Annotated in this window: 19 protein-coding genes, 1 tRNA gene and 2 pseudogenes; 14 read left to right on the top strand and 8 right to left on the bottom strand. The window is 40.5% G+C overall.

Features of this window, described 5'->3' with window-relative positions:
• Both ACNOGP_RS14425 and ACNOGP_RS14430 read left to right on the top strand, forming a co-directional pair.
• Complete coding sequence (locus tag ACNOGP_RS14425) at positions 1 to 729, top strand: DUF5932 domain-containing protein (RefSeq protein ID WP_007760691.1); 729 nt, start codon at positions 1 to 3, stop codon at positions 727 to 729.
• 37 nt (positions 730 to 766) lie between these two features.
• Positions 767 to 2,221, top strand: coding sequence for an AbgT family transporter (locus tag ACNOGP_RS14430; protein ID WP_272719571.1), 1,455 nt, complete (start codon positions 767 to 769; stop codon positions 2,219 to 2,221).
• Positions 2,222 to 2,287: 66 nt separating this feature from the next.
• Here the strand turns inward: ACNOGP_RS14430 and ACNOGP_RS14435 are convergent.
• Positions 2,288 to 2,361 (bottom strand) — tRNA-Arg (locus tag ACNOGP_RS14435).
• Between the two features lie 287 nt (positions 2,362 to 2,648).
• On the opposite strand from ACNOGP_RS14435, the gene ACNOGP_RS14440 reads away from it, so the two are divergent.
• The 4 genes from ACNOGP_RS14440 (at position 2,649) to ACNOGP_RS14455 (ending at position 6,939) form a co-directional block, all read left to right on the top strand.
• Positions 2,649 to 3,383, top strand: coding sequence for a hypothetical protein (locus tag ACNOGP_RS14440; protein WP_007760655.1), 735 nt, complete (start codon positions 2,649 to 2,651; stop codon positions 3,381 to 3,383).
• 369 nt (positions 3,384 to 3,752) lie between these two features.
• Positions 3,753 to 4,427, top strand: coding sequence for a DUF2461 domain-containing protein (locus ACNOGP_RS14445; RefSeq protein WP_182505723.1), 675 nt, complete (start codon positions 3,753 to 3,755; stop codon positions 4,425 to 4,427).
• Between the two features lie 34 nt (positions 4,428 to 4,461).
• A complete protein-coding gene (locus ACNOGP_RS14450) occupies positions 4,462 to 4,908 on the top strand; it encodes a YhcH/YjgK/YiaL family protein (RefSeq protein WP_007760645.1) in 447 nt (148 codons plus the stop codon).
• 18 nt (positions 4,909 to 4,926) lie between these two features.
• Positions 4,927 to 6,939: an alpha amylase C-terminal domain-containing protein gene (locus ACNOGP_RS14455; protein WP_186967684.1), complete on the top strand. Its 2,013-nt coding sequence runs from the start codon at positions 4,927 to 4,929 to the stop codon at positions 6,937 to 6,939.
• 72 nt (positions 6,940 to 7,011) lie between these two features.
• On the opposite strand, the gene ACNOGP_RS14460 is transcribed toward ACNOGP_RS14455, so the two are convergent.
• The 3 genes from ACNOGP_RS14460 to ACNOGP_RS14470 all read right to left on the bottom strand — a co-directional run bounded on the left by ACNOGP_RS14460 (position 7,012) and on the right by ACNOGP_RS14470 (position 10,145).
• Entirely contained in the window at positions 7,012 to 7,500 is a 489-nt protein-coding gene (locus tag ACNOGP_RS14460) for a PepSY-like domain-containing protein (RefSeq protein WP_418213118.1), read from the bottom strand.
• Positions 7,501 to 7,593: 93 nt separating this feature from the next.
• Positions 7,594 to 9,291, bottom strand: coding sequence for an alpha-amylase family protein (locus ACNOGP_RS14465; RefSeq protein WP_418213119.1), 1,698 nt, complete (start codon positions 9,289 to 9,291; stop codon positions 7,594 to 7,596).
• A 47-nt stretch (positions 9,292 to 9,338) separates the two neighbouring features.
• Positions 9,339 to 10,145, bottom strand: coding sequence for a patatin-like phospholipase family protein (locus ACNOGP_RS14470; RefSeq protein WP_007760629.1), 807 nt, complete (start codon positions 10,143 to 10,145; stop codon positions 9,339 to 9,341).
• 102 nt (positions 10,146 to 10,247) lie between these two features.
• Between ACNOGP_RS14470 and ACNOGP_RS14475 the strand changes: the two are divergent.
• Positions 10,248 to 10,418, top strand: a pseudogene (locus tag ACNOGP_RS14475) (glutamine synthetase); the annotation flags it as partial.
• A 16-nt stretch (positions 10,419 to 10,434) separates the two neighbouring features.
• Here ACNOGP_RS14475 and ACNOGP_RS14480 read toward each other — a convergent pair.
• Positions 10,435 to 11,118, bottom strand: a complete 684-nt coding sequence (locus ACNOGP_RS14480; protein ID WP_158533146.1) for an IS630 family transposase — start codon at positions 11,116 to 11,118, stop codon at positions 10,435 to 10,437.
• The gene (locus tag ACNOGP_RS14485) at positions 11,034 to 11,450 is read right to left on the bottom strand and encodes a helix-turn-helix domain-containing protein (protein WP_024988925.1); all 417 of its coding nucleotides are present in this window, start codon (positions 11,448 to 11,450) and stop codon (positions 11,034 to 11,036) included. Before ACNOGP_RS14485 ends, ACNOGP_RS14480 begins: the two co-directional genes overlap by 85 nt.
• 64 nt (positions 11,451 to 11,514) lie before the next feature.
• Between ACNOGP_RS14485 and ACNOGP_RS14490 the strand changes: the two are divergent.
• Positions 11,515 to 12,855 (top strand): annotated as a pseudogene (locus ACNOGP_RS14490) (glutamine synthetase family protein); the annotation flags it as partial.
• A gap of 274 nt (positions 12,856 to 13,129) precedes the next feature.
• A complete protein-coding gene (locus ACNOGP_RS14495; protein WP_007755457.1) occupies positions 13,130 to 13,375 on the top strand; it encodes an RNA recognition motif domain-containing protein in 246 nt (81 codons plus the stop codon).
• A gap of 78 nt (positions 13,376 to 13,453) precedes the next feature.
• Here ACNOGP_RS14495 and fabD read toward each other — a convergent pair whose 3' ends face one another.
• Positions 13,454 to 14,341: an ACP S-malonyltransferase gene (gene fabD, locus ACNOGP_RS14500; protein WP_143868661.1), complete on the bottom strand. Its 888-nt coding sequence runs from the start codon at positions 14,339 to 14,341 to the stop codon at positions 13,454 to 13,456.
• Between the two features lie 50 nt (positions 14,342 to 14,391).
• Complete coding sequence (gene thiD / locus ACNOGP_RS14505) at positions 14,392 to 15,228, bottom strand: bifunctional hydroxymethylpyrimidine kinase/phosphomethylpyrimidine kinase (protein WP_287668687.1); 837 nt, start codon at positions 15,226 to 15,228, stop codon at positions 14,392 to 14,394.
• Positions 15,229 to 15,569: 341 nt separating this feature from the next.
• On the opposite strand from thiD, the gene ACNOGP_RS14510 reads away from it, so the two are divergent.
• From ACNOGP_RS14510 to ACNOGP_RS14530, 5 genes are all read left to right on the top strand, one after another.
• Positions 15,570 to 16,301: an NUDIX hydrolase gene (locus ACNOGP_RS14510; protein WP_186967679.1), complete on the top strand. Its 732-nt coding sequence runs from the start codon at positions 15,570 to 15,572 to the stop codon at positions 16,299 to 16,301.
• A 119-nt stretch (positions 16,302 to 16,420) separates the two neighbouring features.
• On the top strand, positions 16,421 to 17,911 hold the full coding sequence (locus ACNOGP_RS14515) for a xylulokinase (protein WP_195534020.1): 1,491 nt from the start codon (positions 16,421 to 16,423) through the stop codon (positions 17,909 to 17,911).
• A gap of 70 nt (positions 17,912 to 17,981) precedes the next feature.
• A complete protein-coding gene (gene xylA / locus ACNOGP_RS14520; RefSeq protein WP_143868655.1) occupies positions 17,982 to 19,298 on the top strand; it encodes a xylose isomerase in 1,317 nt (438 codons plus the stop codon).
• A 120-nt stretch (positions 19,299 to 19,418) separates the two neighbouring features.
• Positions 19,419 to 20,873, top strand: a complete 1,455-nt coding sequence (gene xylE, locus ACNOGP_RS14525; protein WP_186967676.1) for a D-xylose transporter XylE — start codon at positions 19,419 to 19,421, stop codon at positions 20,871 to 20,873.
• 313 nt (positions 20,874 to 21,186) lie between these two features.
• Positions 21,187 to 22,725 (top strand): carbon-nitrogen hydrolase family protein, encoded by a 1,539-nt coding sequence (locus ACNOGP_RS14530; protein WP_007748417.1) that lies wholly within the window; start codon positions 21,187 to 21,189, stop codon positions 22,723 to 22,725.
• The last annotated feature ends 81 nt before the right edge of the window (positions 22,726 to 22,806 follow it).

Raw genomic sequence — 22,806 nt, forward strand, 5'->3', positions numbered from 1 at the left:
ATGGAAGAACAGAAATTTAAAGTAATTATTGTCGAGGATGTAAAATTGGAGTTGAAGGGCACGGAGGAGATATTCCGTCACGAAATACCGAATGCGGAAGTGATCGGTACCGCCATGACAGAGAATGAATTCTGGCCCTTGATGGAAGCCCAACTTCCTGATTTGGTTTTGCTGGATCTGGGTCTGGGGGGCTCTACCACTATCGGAGTAGATATTTGTCGGAATATATTCAAACGTTATAAGGGGGTTCGTGTGCTGATCTTCACCGGTGAGATCTTGAATGAAAAATTATGGGTGGATGTGCTGAATGCCGGTGCCGACGGAATTATTCTCAAGACAGGAGAGCTGCTTACTAAAACGGATGTACAGGCTGTAATGGATGGAAAGAAGCTAGTGTTCAATTATCCGATTCTAGAAAAGATTGTAGACCGTTTTAAGAAGTCTGTCGCTAATGATGCAAAACGTCAGGAGGCGGTTATCAGTTATGATATTGATGAATATGACGAGCGTTTTCTCCGTCATTTGGCATTAGGATATACGAAGGAGATGATTGCAAATCTGAAAGGTATGCCCTTCGGCGTGAAATCATTGGAAAAACGGCAGAATGACCTTATCGGACGTCTTTTCCCGAATGGAGAGCGGGTGGGGGTGAATGCTACCCGGTTGGCTGTGCGTGCATTGGAATTGCGCATTATTGATCTGGATAATCTGGAGCCTGATGATGAATAACTAAGGAAAGCTGACGAAGAATAAATTCTGAAAAGCGATGAAGACAAAATGGCGTATGCCCCATCCTGCTACGATGTTTATGCTGTTGACGATGGCAGTGGTTTTTCTTTCATGGATATGCGATATCTATGGGTTAAAGGTGACATTGCCGCAAACCGGTGAAGACATTCGTGTGCAAAGTCTGTTGAGTCCGGAAGGTATTCGCTGGTGGTTGCGCAACGCAATTAAGAATTTTACAGGATTTGCTCCTTTGGGGATGGTAATCATCGCGATGTTCGGACTTGGGGTTGCCCAACATTCCGGGTTTATTAATGCGTGTATCCGTTTGGGGGTGGGGAACAGGAAAGAGAAAAAGAGAATTATTCTTTGGGTAATTGTTCTAGGGTTATTATCGAATGCCATTGGTGACGGTGGGTATATAATTTTGTTGCCTATTGCGGCTATGTTGTTCCAATGGGTAGGTCTCCATCCGATTGCCGGAATTGTAACGGCTTATGTTTCCGTTGCGTGTGGATATAGTGCCAATATTGTATTAAGTACGATGGACCCGTTATTAGCTCATACCACACAAGAGGCTGCTTTAGCGCAGACTGGATATCAAGGGAACACCGAACCTCTTTGCAATTATTTCTTTATGAGTGCTTCTACGGTGGTTATTACTGCTATTGTTTATTGGGTGACTGAGAAATGGCTTATTCCTAAGTTAGGGAATTATGAAGGGGGGATAAAGGTAGAAGCTTACCGGCCTCTGTCCCGCAAAGAACGGCGTGCTATTATGATCTCTATTGTTGTGGCGGCTATTTATGTGGCTCTTATTTTGTGGCTTACTTTTTCTTCTTACGGGATTCTACGTGGGGTAAACGGTGGTTTAATGCATTCACCTTTTATTGCAGGTATTTTGTTTCTTCTTTCATTGGGAGCCGGTATCACAGGAATGGCGTACGGCTTCAGCTCCGGTCGTTATCATACGGATAATGACGTCATAGAAGGGTTAACGCAACCCATGAAACTTCTTGGTGTTTATTTTGTAATTGCTTTTTTTGCAGCACAGATGTTTGCATGTTTCGAGTATTCACATCTGGATAAGTGCCTTGCCATCATGGGAGCGGAACTGCTTTCTTCTTTTGAACCTGCTCCATTGGCTGCTTTGGTGTTGTTTATCCTGTTTACAGCAACTGTCAATCTTATTATGGTATCTGCTACCTCTAAATGGGCTTTTATGTCTTTCATATTTATTCCGATGTTTGCGCAAATGGGGATTACTCCGGACATTGTACAATGTGCTTTTCGCATAGGGGATAGCTCGACCAATGCAATCACTCCTTTCTTGTTTTATATGCCTTTAGTATTGACTTATATGCGGCAATATGACAAGCGAATTACGTATGGAGTTTTGCTTAAATATACTTGGAGATATTCACTGGCTATCTTGTTTGCCTGGACATTATTGTTTGTTGTCTGGTATTTGTTGGAGATACCGGTCGGACTGTAAAATGTTTAATATCAGTCATTTAAAAGAAAAATCCGATAACGTTTAACTGTTACCGGATGTTAATAGTGATTCCGTTGCGATTCGAACGCAAGACCCACGCCTTAGAAGGGCGTTGCTCTATCCAGCTGAGCTACGGAACCATCCTTATTTGCGGATGCAAAGGTAGTGCTTTTTGTGGAATATCAAAAACTTTTGGCTGATTTTTTATTTGTATTTTTCTTTTTGGTTATTAATCAGCTATTTATAGAATACAAATATTGGGTGTCTTCTATATATGGTAGGATAATTAAATAGAGGAATGCCCTTTTTACGAAGAATAACGAACGTTATATAGGTTTCAAAAAGCTCAAAAAACTTAAATAGGGTTGTGTTTTTCTATTATAAGGTTTACTTTTGAACGATAAACAACTAAAAAACACATAAAGTTATGAAGAAATTTATTTTTTTATTTGCATTTTGTATTACTGTTACTAACATTTTTGCACAGACCGACCCTAACCAAATTAAAAAAGAAGGAAATGACGCATTCAATGCTAAAAATTATCCCGTAGCGTATGCTAAGTTTAGTGAATACTTGAAGCAGACTAATAATCAAGATTCTGCAACAGCTTATTATTGTGGTATGGCTGCCGATGAGATAAAGAAATATGCCGAAGCTGTTACTTATTTTGATATAGCAATTCAAAAGAAGTTCAATATAGGGAATGCATACGCTCGTAAGGCTGCGGCTTTGGATGCGTTGAAGAAAACTGACGAATATGTGGCTACATTAGAAGAAGGCTTGAAGGTAGATCCTAACAATAAGGTAATGGTGAAAAATTATGGTCTTCACTTTTTGAAAGCAGGGCTTGCCGCTCAGAAAGCAGGTAAGGCAGAAGAAGCAGAAGAAAACTTTAAAAAAGTAATTCCTTTGAATCATAAGACATACAAAACGAATGCATTGTATAGTTTGGGTGTTTTGTGTTACAATGATGGAGCTAATATTTTAAAGAAAGCTGCTCCTTTGGCAAACTCTGATGCGGATAAATATGCTGCGGAAAAAGAGAAAGCTGATGCCAGATTCAAAGAAGCGGTAGATTATCTGGAAGAAGCTGCTAAAATATCTCCGGAGAATGCAAACGTTAAGAAAATGCTTCCTCAAGTGAAAGCTGCAATGAAGTAAATTAGACTATCATATAAAGAACTAAGAAGGGTTACCGATAGACATTGTCTGGGTAGCCCTTTTTTATAGTTATCTTTCTCTACCGGTTTTATAACTATAATTAACTGAAATATGCAGGACTGTACTGAACAAAAATCTCATTTGTACTGTTATATTTATGTGTTTTTCATAGTATTAGATATAAGATTAATTAAAGAGATTGTACTCCACTTGTGAAAGCTAAAGTACATCAGAGACAGAAGAGTCTGTTTTTTTGATAAATGTGTTAGAGCATCGGTTTACTAAGCCGATGCTTTTTTTATCTCCTTTTGTGTCCTTTTGTAGTTTATATGAAATAAAATTTGTACGTTTGTAGGGTAATAATAGAAAATGATAAAGATGAACATACCTGTTATCTTTCAGTTTTTAAAAGATCTTTCCGCGAATAATAATCGCGAGTGGTTTAATGAGCATAAGGCGGAATATGAATTGGCTCGTGCTGAGTTTGATAACTTTCTGGCAACAGTGATTGCCCGTATATCTCTGTTTGACGAAACGATTCGGGGAATTCAACCCAAAGACTGTACTTATCGTATTTACCGGGATACCCGCTTTTCTGCTGATAAAACACCCTATAAAATACATTTTGGAGGATATATTAATGCGAAAGGCAAGAAATCAAATCATTGCGGATATTATGTGCATTTGCAACCGAATGGTTCTATGCTTGCCGGAGGAAGTCTCTGTCTACCTTCAAATGTCTTAAAAGCTGTCCGGCAATCTATTTATGATAATATTGAAGAATTTGTTGCTATTGCAGAAGACCCGGAATTTAAGAAATATTTTCCGGTGATAGGGGAGGATTTCTTGAAAACCGCTCCTAAAGGCTTTCCGAAAGATTTCAAGTATATTGACTATTTGAAGTGCAAAGAATACATCTGTTCTTATAATGTCTCTGATAGTTTTTTTACTCAATCTGATGTGTTGGAGCAGATAGACAAAGTGTTCCGGCAATTCAAACGGTTTGCCGATTTTATTAATTACACTATTGATGATTTTGAATAATACCTAAAATATAAACTTTAAAATTGAACTTGATATGGTAGTAGATACTTTAGAAAATCTGGAGAAATATGCGTCTTTGAATCCGTTGTTTGCACAAGCTATTGAGTTTTTAAAATCTCATGATCTTCAGGCTATGGAAATAGGTAAGACGGAGTTGAAAGGAAAAGATTTGTTGGTAAATATAGCACAAACCAAGCCTAAAACTAAGGAAGAAGCCAAGTTGGAGACACATCGTGATTTTATTGATATTCAGATTCCATTGTCAGGAACGGAAATCATGGGATATACCGCTGCAAAAGACTGTATTCCGGCAGATGCGCCTTATAATGCAGAAAAAGATATTACTTTTTTTGAAGGATTAGCTGAAACTTATATCACTGTGAAGCCGGGAATGTTTGCTATTTTCTTTCCTCAAGACGGACATGCCCCCGGCATTACTCCGGAGGGTGTGAAGAAAGTAATAGTAAAAGTAAAAGCATAATCTAAATTCAATTCTGATATGGAAAAGACACTTAATCTTATCAAAAATGACCCATGGCTGGAGCCTTTTGCTGATGCAATCACAGGTCGTCATCAATATGTGCTGAACAAGGAGGCCGAATTAACCAATAAAGGAAAGCAAACTCTTTCGGACTTTGCATCGGGATATCTTTACTTCGGATTGCATCGTACTGCCAAAGGATGGACTTTTCGTGAATGGGCGCCGAATGCTACACATATTTATATGGTAGGTACATTCAATAATTGGGAAGAAAAAGCTGCTTACAAGTTGAAGAAACTGAAGAATGGAATTTGGGAAATCAATCTTCCGGAAGATGCTATTCATCATGGAGACTTGTACAAACTGAATATATATTGGGATGGCGGTCAAGGTGAACGTATTCCAGCTTGGGCTACACGGGTGGTTCAGGATGAACAGACAAAAATATTCAGTGCGCAAGTGTGGGCTCCGGAGAAGCCCTATAAATTTAAGAAGAAGGCATTTAAGCCTACCACTAATCCTTTGTTGATTTACGAATGCCATATTGGCATGGCACAACAGGAAGAGAAAGTTGGAAGCTATAATGAATTTCGTGAAAAGATACTTCCGCGTATCGCAAAGGAAGGGTACAATTGCATTCAGATCATGGCTATTCAAGAACATCCATACTATGGGAGTTTCGGTTATCATGTATCTAGTTTCTTTGCTGCTTCTTCCCGTTTTGGTACTCCTGACGAATTGAAAGCCTTGATTGATGCGGCACATGAGATGGGAATTGCTGTAATTATGGATATCGTTCATTCTCATGCTGTAAAGAATGAGGTGGAAGGTTTAGGCAATTTTGCTGGTGATCCGAACCAGTATTTCTATCCGGGCGGGCGTCGCGAACATCCGGCTTGGGATTCTCTTTGTTTTGATTATGGTAAGAATGAAGTGATTCATTTCCTATTGTCTAACTGTAAGTTCTGGCTGGAAGAGTATAAGTTTGACGGATTCCGTTTTGATGGGGTAACGTCTATGTTATATTATAGTCACGGTTTGGGAGAGGCGTTCTGTAATTATGGAGATTATTTCAACGGACATCAAGATGATAATGCGATTTGTTATCTGACGTTGGCTAATGAGGTGATTCACCAGGTTAATCCGAAAGCTATCACAATTGCAGAAGAAGTTTCCGGTATGCCGGGATTGGCTGCGAAAGTAGAAGACGGTGGTTACGGATTTGATTATCGCATGGCTATGAATATTCCGGATTACTGGATTAAGACGATTAAAGAAAAGATTGATGAGGACTGGAAACCTTCCAGTATGTTCTGGGAAGTCACCAATCGTCGCCAGGATGAGAAAACTATATCGTATGCGGAGAGTCATGACCAAGCATTGGTGGGAGATAAGACGATTATTTTCCGTTTGATTGATGCTGATATGTATTGGCATATGCAGAAAGGGGATGAAAATTATGTAGTCAATAGGGGTATTGCCTTACACAAAATGATCCGTCTGCTGACAGCCTCTACAATCAATGGAGGATATTTAAACTTTATGGGCAATGAGTTCGGTCATCCAGAATGGATTGACTTCCCGCGCGAAGGTAATGGATGGTCTTGCAAATATGCCCGTCGCCAATGGAATTTGGTAGATAATAAGGATCTTACTTATCATTATATGGGAGACTTTGATGCGGAAATGCTGAAAGTAATCAAGAGTGTAAAAAACTTCCAGGCAACACCTGTTCAGGAAATCTGGCATAATGATGGTGATCAGGTATTGGCATATGGTCGTAAGGATTTGATATTCGTCTTCAATTTTAATCCGAAACAGTCGTTCACCGATTATGGTTTTTTGGTGACTCCGGGTGCATACGAAGTTATACTGAATACGGATAATGTCTCGTTTGGAGGAAATGGCTTGACCGATGATTCTATCGTTCATTTTACAAATGCTGATCCGTTGTACAAAAAAGAAAAGAAAGAGTGGTTAAAACTCTATATACCTGCACGTACTGCTGTAGTGCTTAGAAAGAAGAAATAACTCTTTCCACACAAAATAGAAGCCCCTGCAAATCATTACATCTGCGGGGGCTTTTTTCTCTATGCACTCTTTTTAGTTAAGAAAAAATGTACTTGGACCGAGAACATCATGTAAATAACTCACGTTGCGGGTTTTCAACAAAACGCCCTGTGGAGTATAGAATAACTGATATTTAATGTCGACATTATCCTGGCCTACTTTAATCACTATAATGGCTTGCCATTTTGGGAATTCGACCATCGTTACATTATCTACCACCCAGCTTGCATAAGAACCGGATACGAAAGTATTATAAACGGCAGGCGATAAACGGTCGAGGCTGACGAGGTCAGTCTGCGTCATAGTCCATTGCCCTTGAGTATTAAACCATACGTTTTTAGTGAATCCGTTCATTACAAAATTGGCACAATAATATCCATCATCTTGTGACCAAGCTATATCATTAGCCTTTGGATACATCTTTTTGAAAGTTGACTGAATATTACCGGGAGGAGTATTGGCAAAAGTGGATACGGATATTATCAAAAGTAACGCGACTGTCCAAATATTAAATTTTTTCATAAGCTTTGAGTTTAGAGGATTATTAATTGTCTACTTAAAACAGCCTTTTTGAATATTTGTTTGAATGATGTGCATAAAATGAGAGTGTATAGTCTAATACGTGATTTTTAGAATTTTTCCGTTGTAAGCTCCCACTGCAATCTCTGTTGGTTTATATGGTAACAAACAGATCTCTTCTTTAGCCCCCGTCATCAGGTCAACCGCTTGATAGCTTTCCATTTGAGGAATTTGCAAGAAATCGAAAGCATGTGAAGGAATATTGATTGCGACGTCTACTAATTGACTATCGAAATTGATAACGAAAAACAGCAGTTCATTTTTATATTTTCTCATGAAAGTATATTGCTTATGCTCATTGAAACGCCATCCGTTAATGTTAGCATACATCAAATCAAAGAATACTCCTTGCGTGATTGCCGGTTCTTCATTACAAAGTGTAAGTACCTTCTGATAGATATCATATAGGTATTTATGATCTTCGGTGAGCATTTTTCCATCAAACTTACCTCCGTTGCGCCAACGACGGATAGTCTCTACACTCCAGTAGTCAAAGATGGTGGTTCGTCCGTCTCTTCCGCTGAATCCTTCATTATCCATACCCATTTCTCCAAACTCCTGCCCAAAGTAAATCATCATGGGATTTGTATTCATACAGGCGGAAACAATGAGTGCCGGGATGCCTTTACGCGGATTACCGGCAAAGAAATCAGAAGCGATGCGTTGTTCGTCATGATTTTCAAGGAAATTAAGCATTCTTTTCTCAATCCCGTTCAGACTTTGCCAGCAATGTGTAATGGCGGTAGCAGATTCATATCCGCAAGCTACATTTCTTAAAGTATCATATAATCCTACTTTATCATACAAATAATCAAATTTTCCACGGAACAGATAGTTGCGGTATTCATTCGGATTGTAGACTTCTGCGATAAAAATAATTTCGGGATAAGCTTCTTTCACTTGTGGAATAGCCCATTCCCAAAACTCTACGGGGACCATTTCCGCCATATCGCAACGGAAGCCATCAATATTTTTTGATGCCCAGAAAAGAAGTATATCCAGCATCTTTATCCATGTATCCGGAGTCGGGGAGAAGTGACAGGTACCACCGTTTTGATAATCCACCCCGTAATTCAGTTTAATTGTCTCATACCAGTCATTGATATTAGGAGTAGCGTCAAAACGATTATTTCCGGTCGCTTTGGCCGGAAATTCATGGTAAGGCTCTGCAGCGCCGTTTTTCATGTCAAACTGAGCGCGAAGCTCAGCCTGAGGAATATAATAAAAATTGTTGTACGGACTGAAAGCCAAACTTGAATCATCGTTGACTCCCAGCTCTGTCGTTCCGTCGGGCTGTGCATCCGAATGGTATTGACGGGCTACGTGGTTGGGCACAAAGTCTATAATCACTTTTAGCCCTGCACGATGAGTACGGTTCACCAGATTCTCAAATTCTTTCATGCGTCCCGGCACATCATTTGCCAAGTCGGGGTCAACATCATAATAATCTTTGATAGCATAGGGTGATCCGGCCTTACCTTTCACAACGGCAGGGTGGTCAGGCGCGATGTTGTAACGGCGATAATCTGTTTGTGTGGCATGTTCGATAATGCCTGTATACCATATATGTGTGCTACCTAGTTTTTTTATTTCTCCTAGTGCTTTCAGTGTGAAATCCGCCATTTTTCCGCAGCCGTTGGCACTGATATCCCCATTGTAAACACAGTGATTGTTATTATTTCCAAACAGGCGTGTGAACACTTGATAGATAATTATTTTCTTTTCGTCATTCATATCGAGTAGATTTTTATATTTATTGTTATTTGGAGGAAAAATATGGATTATCTCCATATATTCCCTTTTTCTTCCAATAATTGGTTGAGTACCTCGTTGGCAGTACTATATCCTTGTTCAAAGATTTCTTCTGCTTTTTCTAGTTCCGTATTGCTGTATCCGTATAAATTATAAGGCTCGATCAATAAATCGCATTTTTCTCTTTCGGGAAAAGTATTTGCACGGAACATAAAATGGAATGAACGCATAGCGATACTTACAATATTCATTTTATAATCTTGTGCCATGATAGGACTTACATTGACAGCCACTACTTTATCACAAATCCTGCGAAGAGTAGAAACCGGAAGATTCATCATCAGCCCGCCATCTACATAATTAGTGCCTTCTATGTTAACAGGAGCGAACATGACAGGCATACAGCAGGAAGCGGCTACCCGCTCCGCTATGGTGCCACGATGGAAATGAACCATACGTCCGTGGTCGAGATCGGTTGCGGTGATAATCAAAGGAATTTGTAAATCCTCCAGATTCTTAGCCTTTAAGTTTGTTCGGAGAAAATCAATAAACTCACAAAGGTCGAATAGCCCTTTCTTGGGAATAACCAATTTTGTTAAGTCCTGAAATTTATGTCCGGAGAAATAATCGAGAACTTTATGAGGTTCATTACCATCCGCGTAGAATACTCCTGCGAGTGCTCCGGCACTTACTCCGGAGATAATATCCGGTTTGACATCATGCTCCAAAAGAGCCTGCATTACTCCCAAATGGGCAAATCCTTTAATAAATCCTCCGCTTAGAGCATAGCCAATCTGATATTTCCGACTATTCCAGCTGTTTGTAAATACCTCCATGAGTTACTTTTTCGTTAGTTCGGCACGAATTTAGTGAATTTTTCCTTATCTTTGGCATTCAGCAAACCGTTTTAATCATATAACAACGAAAAACAACCGATTATGAATCAAGAATTATCAATGAATGCAAACCAATTGGTGGCATTCTTTCAGAAGCCGACTTCTGAATTTACTAAAGCCGATATTATTTCATTTATTCGAGAAAAAGATATCCGCATGGTCAATTTTATGTATCCGGCGGGAGACGGTCGTTTGAAAACACTGAACTTTGTTAAGTAACTAATTAAAATTAAGCAGCATTATGTTTAAGTTTAATACCCAAGGTATCCCCGACAGCCGCCAATGCCCTATTGACGGTGTAAAAGAGGTTGTCGCTACTTGCATAATCCTGCGGTCTGATCCATTTAGTTTTCATTATTCTCCACAAGGTTTCTGCAAGATTCAGGTGAGGGGAATACGGTGGAAGGTAAAAGAGAAAAAGTCCGCGTTTCTCCCACAGTTCTCTCAATTCCTTTATTTTCTTGTTTCGATGTACGCTCGCATTGTCAAGCACGATGAACGTATCTTTCTTTATGTTCAAGGAAAAGGTGTCAAGGTATTCAACGACCTTGTCCGCGTCAATACTTTCAGTCGTGGTGAACCCATGATAGCGGTTGTTCCTGTCTATCATGCCGAAGATGTTGACCCTTTGTGCCTTTTGGGATGGGATATACACGTCTTCGTTACGGAATTGCCAGCCGTAAGGCACATAGCCTTCGGTGCACACATGGCTTTCATCGGCGTAATAGAGGTCTATCTTGCCGTTTATGTTCAGATGTTCAAGTTCTTGCAACTTCTCGGTCTTATACGCATAGAGTTGCGGCGAGGGGACTCCCCTTGGGCGTTTTCTTATTCGCTTATATCTTGCGCCAAGGCTGATAAAAAACGCTTGAATGTCAGGTCGCTCGCTTCCTTGCCAGTGGCCTTCTGCCAGGCTTCCCGAGCTTTGCTGACGCTCTGCCTGTCCTGTTCTATGGCCTTGCGAACAACTTCCTCGTCCGTACAGTCCATGATAGGTTTTCGCCCACGGCCGGGACGGGTCTGCAAGCCGTCGATGCCTTCCGACAAGAAACGTTTTACCCAAGAGTTGACAGATACATGTGACATCTCCGTCTGCAAACCTATGGCCTTGCTGGAAAGTCCAGTCGATTTGAGCAGTACGGCACGACAGCGCATCCGAAAGCAATGGCTGTCTCCCTGTCGGAAACCCGTTTCCAACGCCAAGCGTTCGGAATCCTTTAATATGATTGATTTGATTTTGCCCATAAGTGCATATTTGAATTTTATGAGGCAAAGGTATCAAAACCTTATGATATAAACCAATTATGAACATCTACTTATTAATAATCAAGCTTATCTGGAAGCTATTCTCACTTGTGGAGAACGGGTAGACGGTTCCAGTCTTTTCTCTTTTATAGAGGCGGGCAGTAGTGATCTTTACGTGATTCCTCGTTTTTGCACAGCATTTGTTGATCCGTTTGCAGAAATACCGACTTTGTCCATGCTTTGTTCTTTCTTTAATAAAGATGGAGAACCGCTTGAAAGTGCGCCGGAACATACCCTGTACAAAGCAAGTAAGACCTTTACGGAAGTCACCGGAATGGAATTTCAAGCTATGGGCGAACTTGAATATTATGTAATAGCACCGGATACAGGTATGTTTCAAGCGACCGATCAGCGTGGTTATCATGAATCAGGTCCTTATGCGAAATTCAATGAGTTCCGCACCCAATGTATGTCTTATATCGCACAGACAGGCGGGCAAATAAAGTACGGACATTCTGAAGTGGGTAACTTTACTTTGGATGGCTATATTTATGAACAAAATGAAATAGAATTCTTGCCTGTTCCCGTATCACAGGCGGCAGACCAATTGATGATAGCCAAATGGGTGATCCGCAATTTAGGATATAAGTATGGATATAATGTGACATTCGCTCCTAAAATTACGGCAGGAAAAGCCGGTTCGGGGTTACATATCCATATGCGTATAATGAAGGACGGAAAGAACCAAATGCTGGCAGATGGCGTTTTGTCGGAAACGGCACGCAAGGCAATTGCAGGAATGATGCTGCTTGCTCCTTCAATCACTGCTTTCGGGAATACCAATCCAACTTCGTATTTCCGTCTTGTTCCTCATCAGGAAGCACCTACCAATGTTTGTTGGGGAGATCGCAACCGTTCTGTATTAGTGCGTGTACCTTTAGGGTGGGCTGCAAAAACAGATATGTGTACATTGGCAAACCCGTTAGAAGCTGAAAGCCATTTCGACACTAGCCAAAAGCAGACGGTAGAAATGCGTTCTCCGGACGGATCGGCGGATCTATATCAACTGTTGGCAGGCTTGGCTGTTGCCTGCCGTCATGGGTTTGAAATCGGAAACGCATTGGAGATTGCCCAAAAGACATATGTAAATGTGAATATCCATCAGAAAGAGAATGAAGATAAGCTGAAATCATTAGCGCAACTGCCGGATAGCTGTGAGGCTTCTGCCGATTGCCTGCAACAACAAAGAGCCATTTTTGAACAATATAATGTATTCAGTCCGGCAATGATTGATGGTATCATTCGTAAGCTTCGCAGTTATGGCGACAAGACATTACGTGCGGATTTGGAAGGAAAACCACAGGAAATGTTAGATTTGGTACATAAGTATTTTCATTGCGGATAGTGAGATTATAAAGGTATAAGGCTGTTTTTAGGGATATTAAACGTTAAGTATTGGCCTATTTTCATAAAAAAGATGTTTTATGAGAAGAAAAAGGGACTAACATAGTGCGATATCCCTAAATAATGCTTTTCTTTGCATCAACAACAATAAAGAGGTTTATTGCGATTTGATTATTTTACATGAATCTTCTCATTTATTTGAGCATATCCATCTCTAATTTAGCTCTTCCCAAAACTTTCTTATTGAATTATTAATTTTTTATATTTGTATTTTTATGAATTTGTACATTGGAAATCTTAGCTATAATGTTAAGGAATCAGACCTGAGAAATGTAATGGAAGAGTATGGAACAGTTGCTTCAGTAAAGTTAATCACAGACCGTGAAACTAGAAGATCAAAAGGCTTTGCGTTTATCGAAATGCCGGATGATACAGAAGCTAACAACGCTATCAAGCAATTGAACGGTGCAGAATATGTAGGTCGTTCAATGGTAGTGAAAGAAGCTTTACCAAGAAACTAAGACTGGATATACAGCCGAAAAATAAAGAAAGGCGTGTTGGTGATAACCAACACGCCTTTCTTATTATATTGTTTCTGTTTATGCGATACCGTGAGCACTCACTGAACTATCGATTTTCTTAATCAATCCTTGAAGTACTGCACCCGGTCCACATTCAGTGAAATCCGTAGCACCGTCAGCTATCATATTTTTAACTGATTGAGTCCAGCGTACAGAAGCAGTCAGCTGTGCAACCAGATTCTTTTTGATTTCTGCAGGATCAGTGTGGGGAAGTGCGTCTACATTCTGGTATACCGGACATTTAGGAGTGTGAACTTCCGTAGCTTTAATAGCAGCTTCCAATTCGACTTTAGCAGGATCCATTAACGGAGAATGAAAAGCACCACCTACTTTCAATGGAAGAGCGCGTTTGGCTCCGGCAGCTTTCATCAGTTCACAAGCCTTTTCGATGCCCGGAATAGACCCGGAGATAACGATTTGTCCCGGACAATTATAGTTGGCAGGTACACAGACTTCGCCTTCTGCATTTACAGATGCGCAGATTTCTTCTACTTTTTCATCCGGCAGTGCGATGATAGCGGCCATAGTGGACGGAGTAGCTTCACAGGCTTTTTGCATAGCCATTGCACGTGCATAAACCAATTTAAGTCCATCTTCGAAAGTCAAAGCACCAGCAGCTACCAAAGCTGAGAATTCACCAAGTGAGTGACCTGCTGTCATTTCCGGTTTGAAGTCATCGCCCATGCACAGAGCGGATATGACAGAGTGGAGGAATACGGCAGGTTGAGTAACTTTTGTCTGGCGGAGGTCTTCGTCTGTACCGTTGAACATGATATCTGTAATGCGATATCCGAGGATATCATTTGCTTTTTCAAACAATTCTTTTGCTAAAGCTGAGTTTTCATACAGGTCCTTACCCATTCCTACGAATTGAGCGCCTTGACCGGGAAATACAAATGCTTTCATATTTTTATTATTTAATTGATTTTTAATTGCGGGTGCAAAGTTACGGAATTTTATGATACGACCGCACAAATTGTACACATTTGTGCAATGGAGTCTGGAAAATGCCATAACGGACCGTTGCCATGACCGATGTGTAACTCTTTTCCGGCAAGGATGGCTTGGGTAATATAGGCTTTGGCATGGCGGATAGATTCGTGTAAGGAATATCCCTTTGCCAGATAAGTGGCAATTGCGGAAGAGAGGGTACATCCTGTTCCGTGCAGATTATTACTTTCTATTTTTTTCTCCTTATATATATAGGAAGCAGATTCGGAGGTATATAGGAAGTCGGATATTAGATCACCTTCCAGATGTCCGCCTTTTACTAATATACTGATATGATAATGTTCCGTCAGTAGTTTGGCGGCTTCCTGCATTTCCTGAATGTTATGGATGGGGTTACCGATAAGTACGGCTGTTTCGTCAAGATTTGGAGTAGCTAAAGTGACAAGTGGTAACAGTTCTTTCTTTATTTCTTCTATGGCCTCGTCCGTCATTAGTTTTCGTCCACTGGTGGATACCATCACAGGATCGTAAACGATATATTTCGGAGTATATTTTCGGATACAGTCAGAAATGACACGGACGATCTGAATGTCATTTATCATACCTATTTTTAGCGCAACAGGTTGGAGATCCTCCATAACAGCTTCTATTTGTCCGCGAACGATTTCGGGAGACATAGCCTGTACAGTGTGCACTCCTAATGTATTCTGCACGGTAATTGCGGTAATGGCCGAAGCCGCATATCCTCCTAATGCTGAGATTGCTTTTATATCCGCTTGAATACCTGCACCTCCCGAACAATCGGAACCGGCAATGGATAAAATGACAGGATGATGTTTCATTTTAGTTTTTTTAATATTTAGGTTGCAAAGATAGGATAAAAAACGATAAGGTACAAAAGGATATATCGTTTAAAATACAATAAGTACCGGTGTTTTAATCTATCGGTATAAATGCGAAAAGTGCTGATAATAAAGTGCGAATATAGTTTTCGTACTTTATACAATTACTCCTCTCGTAGATAACTAAAATACATATTGTAAATTGTAAGATAACGCCAACTGTACATATTGTATGATATATGATATGTATATATATGAAAAACAATGTTTTATAGCATATCTATTATTTTTGTTAGGACTGCATTTCTCTTCTATATTTGCATCGTCTTAAAGAAATATATATGCATAATATACAGAAAAATATCCCTTTGGCCAACAATCATATATCAGTGGATTGTGTTGTGATTGGTTTTGACGGAGAACAACTGAAAGTGTTGCTTGTGAAACGTGCGGGTGAAGATAATGGTGAAGTATATCACGATATGAAACTTCCCGGAAGTCTTATATATATGGATGAAGATCTGGACGAAGCTGCACAACGTGTCTTGTACGAATTGACAGGACTTAAAAATGTAAATCTGATGCAGTTTAAGGCATTCGGCTCTAAAAACAGAACCAGTAATCCCAAAGATGTGCGCTGGTTGGAACGGGCTATGCAATCGAGGGTAGAGCGTATTGTGACTATAGCTTATCTGTCTATGGTCAAGATAGACCGTACATTGGACAAGAACTTGGATGAACACCAGGCTTGTTGGATTGCTTTGAAAGATGTGAAAACATTAGCTTTTGACCATAATCTGATTATTAAGGAAGCAATGACTTATATTCGTCAGTTCGTAGAATTTAATCCTTCCATGTTGTTCGAACTGCTTCCGCGTAAATTTACAGCTGCACAATTGAGAATTCTTTTTGAGTTGGTATATGACAAAGCTGTGGATGTACGTAACTTCCATAAAAAAATAGCCATGATGGAATATGTAGTTCCTTTGGAAGAAAAGCAACAAGGCGTGGCTCACCGGGCTGCACGTTATTATAAATTTGACAAGAAGATATATAATAAAGTAAGACGGTAAGACTTTATTCAAGTATTAGGTATTAATATTAAGTATTAGGCGTTGAATGTTATAGTATTAATTGTCGGGCATTGAGCGTTAAATCGTAAATAGTAAATCGTTTAATCGTAAATAAAATTATGTTTCTATTAGGTTATGACATAGGTAGCTCGTCTGTAAAAGCGAGTTTGGTAAATGCAGAAACAGGCAAATGTGTATCATCGGCATTCTTTCCGAAAACAGAGGCGAACATTATCGCGGTAAATCCCGGATGGGCGGAACAAGACCCGGAGAGTTGGTGGGAAAATTTAAAGTTGGCTACACAAGCTATTATGACCGAATCTGGAGTGAGTGCTGCTGAAATTAAAGCTATCGGCATCTCGTATCAGATGCATGGATTGGTATGCGTTGATAAGGATCAGCATGTGTTGCGTCCTGCTATTATTTGGTGTGATTCCCGTGCTGTGCCATACGGACAGAAAGCGTTTGAAACGATCGGAGAGGAGAGATGTCTTTCTCATTTGTTGAACTCGCCGGGAAACTTTACAGCTTCCAAATTGGCATGGATTAAAGAAAACGAGCCTGCCATCTATGAACAGATTTACAAGATAATGCTGCCGGGTGATTATATTGCCATGAAGTTGAGTGGAGAGATTTGCACAACCGTTTCCGGACTTTCGGAAGGTATGTTTTGGGATTTCAAGAACAACCGGGTGGCCGACTTCCTAATGGATTATTACGGATTCGACTCTTCTTTGATTGCAGATATTAAACCGACCTTTGCAGAGCAGGGACGTGTCAATGCGATAGCAGCTAAGGAGTTGGGTTTGAAAGAAGGAACACCGATTACTTACCGTGCCGGTGACCAACCTAATAACGCTCTTTCTTTAAATGTATTCAATCCGGGGGAAATAGCTTCTACGGCGGGAACATCGGGAGTGGTTTACGGAGTGAACGGTGAAGTAAATTATGATCCGCAATCGCGCGTCAATACCTTTGCTCATGTCAATCATACAATAGACCAAACACGTTTGGGAGTGTTGCTATGCATCAACGGAACAGGTATTCTTAATTCATGGGTAAAACGAAATATAGCTCCCGAAGGAATATCTTATAATGAAATGAATGTGTTGGCTTCTAAAGCTCCTATCGGCAGCGCGGGAATCAGTATTCTGCCTTTTGGCAACGGCGCCGAGCGTATGCTGAACAATAAAGAAATCGGATGTAGTATTCGCGGACTGGATTTCAACGCACATGGCAAACATCACATTATTCGTGCAGCTCAAGAGGGGATTGTGTTCTCCTTCAAGTATGGCATTGATATAATGGAGCAGATGGGGATTCCTGTGAAGATGATTCATGCCGGACACGCCAATATGTTCTTGAGTTCTATCTTCCGTGATACGTTGGCCGGAGTGACCGGAGCCACCATTGAGCTTTACGATACGGATGGTTCGGTAGGTGCTGCGAAAGGTGCAGGTATTGGCGCAGGTATCTATAAAGATAATAATGAGGCATTTGCTACGCTTGACAAATTGGATGTGATTGAGCCTAATATGGCTAAACGCCAGGAATATGCGGACGCGTATGCTAAATGGAAGTATCGTTTAGAAAAATCAATGAGTAAATAATCTAAGTATAACATCGTGAGTAATGTGCTGTTCATATTGGTGCATTCTCACACTAAAAACATTATTAATTATGGCAACAAAAGAGTTTTTCCCTGGAATTGAAAAGATTAAGTTTGAAGGTAAGGATAGCAAAAATCCGATGGCATTCCGCTATTATGATGCAGAGAAAGTAATCAATGGAAAGAAGATGAAAGATTGGTTGAAATTCTCTATGGCATGGTGGCATACATTGTGTGCTGAAGGCGGCGACCAGTTCGGTGGCGGAACAAAACAATTCCCTTGGAACGGTAACGCAGACGCTGTTCAAGCTGCAAAAGATAAAATGGATGCAGGTTTCGAATTCATGCAGAAAATCGGTATCGAATACTACTGTTTCCACGATGTGGATTTGGTTTCTGAAGGTGCAAGCATTGAAGAATATGAGGCCAATCTGAAAGAAATTGTAGCTTATGCAAAACAAAAACAAGCTGAAACAGGCATCAAACTGTTATGGGGTACTGCCAACGTATTTGGTCATGCACGTTATATGAACGGTGCTGCTACTAATCCTGATTTTGACGTAGTAGCTCGTGCTGCTGTTCAGATCAAGAATGCAATCGACGCAACTATCGAATTGGGTGGTCAGAACTATGTATTCTGGGGTGGTCGTGAAGGCTATATGTCTCTTCTGAACACAGATCAGAAACGTGAAAAAGAACACTTGGCACAGATGTTGACTATCGCTCGTGACTATGCTCGTGCCCGTGGTTTCAAAGGTACTTTCCTGATCGAACCGAAACCGATGGAACCCACTAAACACCAATATGATGTAGATACGGAAACTGTAATCGGCTTCTTGAAAGCTCATGGCCTGGACAAAGATTTCAAAGTGAATATTGAAGTAAACCATGCAACTTTGGCCGGTCATACTTTTGAACACGAATTGGCAGTGGCAGTAGACAACGGTATGTTGGGTTCTATCGACGCTAATCGTGGTGATTATCAGAATGGTTGGGATACAGACCAATTCCCGATTGACAACTACGAACTGACACAGGCCATGATGCAAATTATCCGTAATGGTGGCTTGGGTAACGGCGGAACAAACTTCGACGCTAAGACCCGTCGTAACTCCACTGACCTGGAAGATATCTTTATCGCTCATATTGCCGGTATGGATGCTATGGCACGTGCATTGGAAAGCGCAGCAGCTCTGTTGAACGAATCTCCGTATAAGAAGATGTTGGCTGACCGTTATTCTTCATTCGATGCTGGTAAAGGTAAGGAATTTGAAGATGGCAAATTGACGTTGGAAGACGTGGTTGCTTATGCTAAAGCAAATGGTGAACCGAAACAGACTAGTGGCAAACAAGAACTTTATGAAGCAATCTTGAATATGTATTGCTAATTAACCCACCACAGATTACGTGGATTTCACAGATTCTTTTCTTCTCTCTTTTGAATTTATCTGTGTTCATCTGCGTAATCTGTGGTGATATATCTAACTACTACAACACTACTTATTACCATGATTAATACAACGAACGAGGGTAGTAAACTCTACCTGTATTCGATAACCTCTGTCGCTATTTTGGGCGGACTGCTTTTCGGCTATGACACGGCAGTTATTTCCGGTGCAGAGAAAGGCTTGGAAGCTTTTTTCCTTTCGGCCTCTGATTTTCAATACAATAAAGTAATGCATGGAATCACTTCTTCCAGTGCATTAATTGGCTGTGTACTGGGTGGCGCGATCTCCGGTATATTTGCTTCCCGTTTGGGACGTCGTAACTCCTTAAGGCTTGCTGCCATACTCTTTTTCCTTTCAGCATTAGGTTCCTATTATCCGGAATTCTTATTCTTCGAATACGGAAAGCCGAACATGGATTTGCTGATTGCTTTTAATTTGTATCGTGTTTTGGGTGGTATCGGAGTAGGACTGGCTTCTGCAGTCTGCCCGATGTATATTGCTGAAATAGCCCCTTCCAATATTCGTGGAACGCTTGTATCGTGTAACCAGTTTGCCATCATCTTCGGTATGCTGGTAGTGTACTTTGTGAATTACCTGATTATGGGCGACCATCAGAATCCTGTTATTTTGAAAGATGCAGCCGGTGTGCTGTCTGTCAGTTCTGAATCTGATATGTGGACTGTTTATGAAGGATGGCGTTACATGTTCGGTTCGGAGGCTTTCCCTGCCGCCTTCTTTGGACTGTTGTTGTTCTTTGTTCCGAAAACACCTCGCTATCTTGTTTTGATACAGCAGGATGAAAAGGCTTACTCAATTCTGGAAAAGATCAATGGTAAGACAAAAGCACAGGAAATCCTTAATGATATTAAAGCTACCGCTCACGAAAAGACAGAGAAGATATTTACTTATGGAGTGGCGGTAATTGTGATTGGTATTCTGCTATCTGTATTCCAGCAAGCTATCGGTATTAATGCCGTGCTATATTATGCTCCTCGTATTTTTGAAAATGCAGGTGCGGAAGGCGGCGGTATGATGCAAACGGTTATTATGGGTATTGTAAACATTGTCTTTACACTGGTTGCTATCTTCACTGTAGACCGCTTCGGACGTAAACCGTTGTTGATAATCGGCTCTATCGGTATGGCTGTTGGTGCATTTGCAGTGGCGATGTGTGACAGTATGGCAATAAAGGGTATCCTTCCGGTGCTTTCAGTGATTGTATACGCAGCATTCTTCATGATGTCCTGGGGACCGATTTGCTGGGTATTGATCGCGGAAATCTTCCCGAACACCATCCGTGGTAAAGCGGTGGCAATCGCTGTGGCTTTCCAATGGATATTTAACTATATTGTATCTTCTACTTTCCCGGCATTGTACGATTTCAGCCCAATGTTTGCATATAGTTTATACGGCATTATTTGTGTGGCTGCTGCTATCTTCGTTTGGCGCTGGGTACCCGAAACAAAAGGGAAGACACTGGAAGATATGAGCAAACTTTGGAAGAAAAATAAATAGGTTAGGTTAGTGTAATTTCATCGTGTCATTATGACTTTGCTCTCTTGACATGACTCTATTGAGATTATGACATCGTACCAATCAATGGTATGGTGTCATAATTGTTTGTATATGCAATAAACAGATCTTCAATGTGTTATGTAGACTTGAATAAAAGCATTCATTTTCCATAGCTAAAGCACTGCTTTAGCTTAATTAAAGCGGTGCTTTCCCTCTCTTAAAGCGGTGCTTTTTCTTTTTTCTGGCTTTGAACAGTATCTTTTCTATAAATAGCTATACCTTTGCACTATCTTTTATAAAAACACGTATTGTTATGGAACAACATCCGATAAAAATTAATAAAGTGCAGATACGCAATCTTCAGATAGAGGATTACGCACAGTTATCTCAATCGTTTACCCGCGTTTATTCAGATGGTAGCGATGTGTTTTGGACTCACGCCCAGATTCAGAAATTAATCAATATTTTCCCGGAAGGACAGATTGTTACGGTTGTCGATGATAAAATTGTGGGTTGTGCCCTGTCTATTATTGTCGATTATGATAAAGTGAAGAATGACCATACGTATGCGCAAGTGACAGGTAAGGAAACATTCAACACGCATAATCCTAAAGGAAATATCCTCTACGGTATTGAAGTGTTTATTCATCCGGGTTATCGTGGTTTGCGTCTGGCACGTCGTATGTATGAATACCGTAAGGAACTTTGCGAAACATTGAATCTGAAAGCTATTATGTTTGGTGGACGTATCCCCAATTATCATAAATATGCTGATAAGATGCGTCCGAAAGAATACATCGAACGGGTGCGTCAGCGCGAAATCTATGATCCGGTTCTGACTTTTCAGTTGTCAAATGATTTTCATGTCCGTAAGGTCATGACCAATTATCTTCCTAATGACGAAGAATCGAAACATTATGCTTGTTTGTTGCAATGGGATAATATTTATTATCAGCCACCTACGCAGGAATATATTAATCCGAAAACAACAGTCCGTGTAGGCTTGGTACAGTGGCAGATGCGTAGTTATAAGACATTGGATGATTTGTTTGAGCAAGTAGAGTTTTTCGTGGACGCAGTATCGGATTATAAAAGTGATTTTGTCCTTTTCCCGGAGTATTTCAATGCTCCTTTGATGTCGAAGTATAATGATAAAGGAGAATCTCAGGCCATTCGTGGGCTTGCGAAGTACACAGAGGAAATTCGTGACAGATTTATCAACCTGGCAATCAGTTATAATATCAATATTATTACCGGAAGTATGCCGTATGTCAAAGAAGACGGACTTTTATACAATGTAGGATTCCTTTGTCGTCGGGACGGTACATACGAAATGTATGAAAAAATGCATGTCACTCCGGATGAAATCAAGAGTTGGGGGTTGAGTGGCGGTAAGTTGTTGCAGACATTTGATACCGATTGCGCTAAAATCGGAGTTTTAATTTGTTATGATGTAGAGTTTCCCGAGCTATCCCGTTTGATGGCGGATCAAGGGATGCAGATATTATTTGTGCCTTTCCTGACCGATACGCAGAATGCTTATTCCCGTGTCCGGGTATGTGCGCAGGCACGCGCTATTGAAAATGAATGTTTTGTAGTTATTGCGGGAAGTGTGGGGAATCTTCCTCGTGTACATAATATGGATATTCAATATGCCCAGTCCGGTGTCTTCACTCCCTGCGATTTTGCTTTCCCGACTGACGGAAAGAGAGCGGAAGCGACTCCTAATACCGAGATGATTCTTGTTTCGGATGTGGATTTGGATTTATTGAATGAACTGCATACTTATGGTAGCGTACGTAATCTGAAAGATCGCAGAAGTGATGTTTATGAAGTAAGACTAAAGAAATAAGACAGTGGCTCAAAATTCACCACAGATTATACGGATTGGCACAGATTATTCCTATTGGATTATTTTTATTAAGAATGAATC

Origin of the sequence: Bacteroides difficilis (genome assembly GCF_048319815.1) — a bacterium.
GTDB lineage: Bacteria > Bacteroidota > Bacteroidia > Bacteroidales > Bacteroidaceae > Bacteroides > Bacteroides zhangwenhongii.

Bases quoted from the DNA above. Each gene is read 5' to 3' on its own strand.
- ACNOGP_RS14425 (WP_007760691.1), top strand. From the start codon at position 1: ATGGAAGAACAGAAATTTAAAGTAATTATTGTCGAGGATGTAAAATTG.
- ACNOGP_RS14430 (WP_272719571.1), top strand. From the start codon at position 767: ATGAAGACAAAATGGCGTATGCCCCATCCTGCTACGATGTTTATGCTG.
- ACNOGP_RS14440 (WP_007760655.1), top strand. From the start codon at position 2,649: ATGAAGAAATTTATTTTTTTATTTGCATTTTGTATTACTGTTACTAAC.
- ACNOGP_RS14445 (WP_182505723.1), top strand. From the start codon at position 3,753: ATGATAAAGATGAACATACCTGTTATCTTTCAGTTTTTAAAAGATCTT.
- ACNOGP_RS14450 (WP_007760645.1), top strand. From the start codon at position 4,462: ATGGTAGTAGATACTTTAGAAAATCTGGAGAAATATGCGTCTTTGAAT.
- ACNOGP_RS14455 (WP_186967684.1), top strand. From the start codon at position 4,927: ATGGAAAAGACACTTAATCTTATCAAAAATGACCCATGGCTGGAGCCT.
- ACNOGP_RS14460 (WP_418213118.1), bottom strand. From the start codon at position 7,500: ATGAAAAAATTTAATATTTGGACAGTCGCGTTACTTTTGATAATATCC.
- ACNOGP_RS14465 (WP_418213119.1), bottom strand. From the start codon at position 9,291: ATGAATGACGAAAAGAAAATAATTATCTATCAAGTGTTCACACGCCTG.
- ACNOGP_RS14470 (WP_007760629.1), bottom strand. From the start codon at position 10,145: ATGGAGGTATTTACAAACAGCTGGAATAGTCGGAAATATCAGATTGGC.
- ACNOGP_RS14485 (WP_024988925.1), bottom strand. From the start codon at position 11,450: ATGGGCAAAATCAAATCAATCATATTAAAGGATTCCGAACGCTTGGCG.
- ACNOGP_RS14495 (WP_007755457.1), top strand. From the start codon at position 13,130: ATGAATTTGTACATTGGAAATCTTAGCTATAATGTTAAGGAATCAGAC.
- fabD (WP_143868661.1), bottom strand. From the start codon at position 14,341: ATGAAAGCATTTGTATTTCCCGGTCAAGGCGCTCAATTCGTAGGAATG.
- thiD (WP_287668687.1), bottom strand. From the start codon at position 15,228: ATGAAACATCATCCTGTCATTTTATCCATTGCCGGTTCCGATTGTTCG.
- ACNOGP_RS14510 (WP_186967679.1), top strand. From the start codon at position 15,570: ATGCATAATATACAGAAAAATATCCCTTTGGCCAACAATCATATATCA.
- ACNOGP_RS14515 (WP_195534020.1), top strand. From the start codon at position 16,421: ATGTTTCTATTAGGTTATGACATAGGTAGCTCGTCTGTAAAAGCGAGT.
- xylA (WP_143868655.1), top strand. From the start codon at position 17,982: ATGGCAACAAAAGAGTTTTTCCCTGGAATTGAAAAGATTAAGTTTGAA.
- xylE (WP_186967676.1), top strand. From the start codon at position 19,419: ATGATTAATACAACGAACGAGGGTAGTAAACTCTACCTGTATTCGATA.
- ACNOGP_RS14530 (WP_007748417.1), top strand. From the start codon at position 21,187: ATGGAACAACATCCGATAAAAATTAATAAAGTGCAGATACGCAATCTT.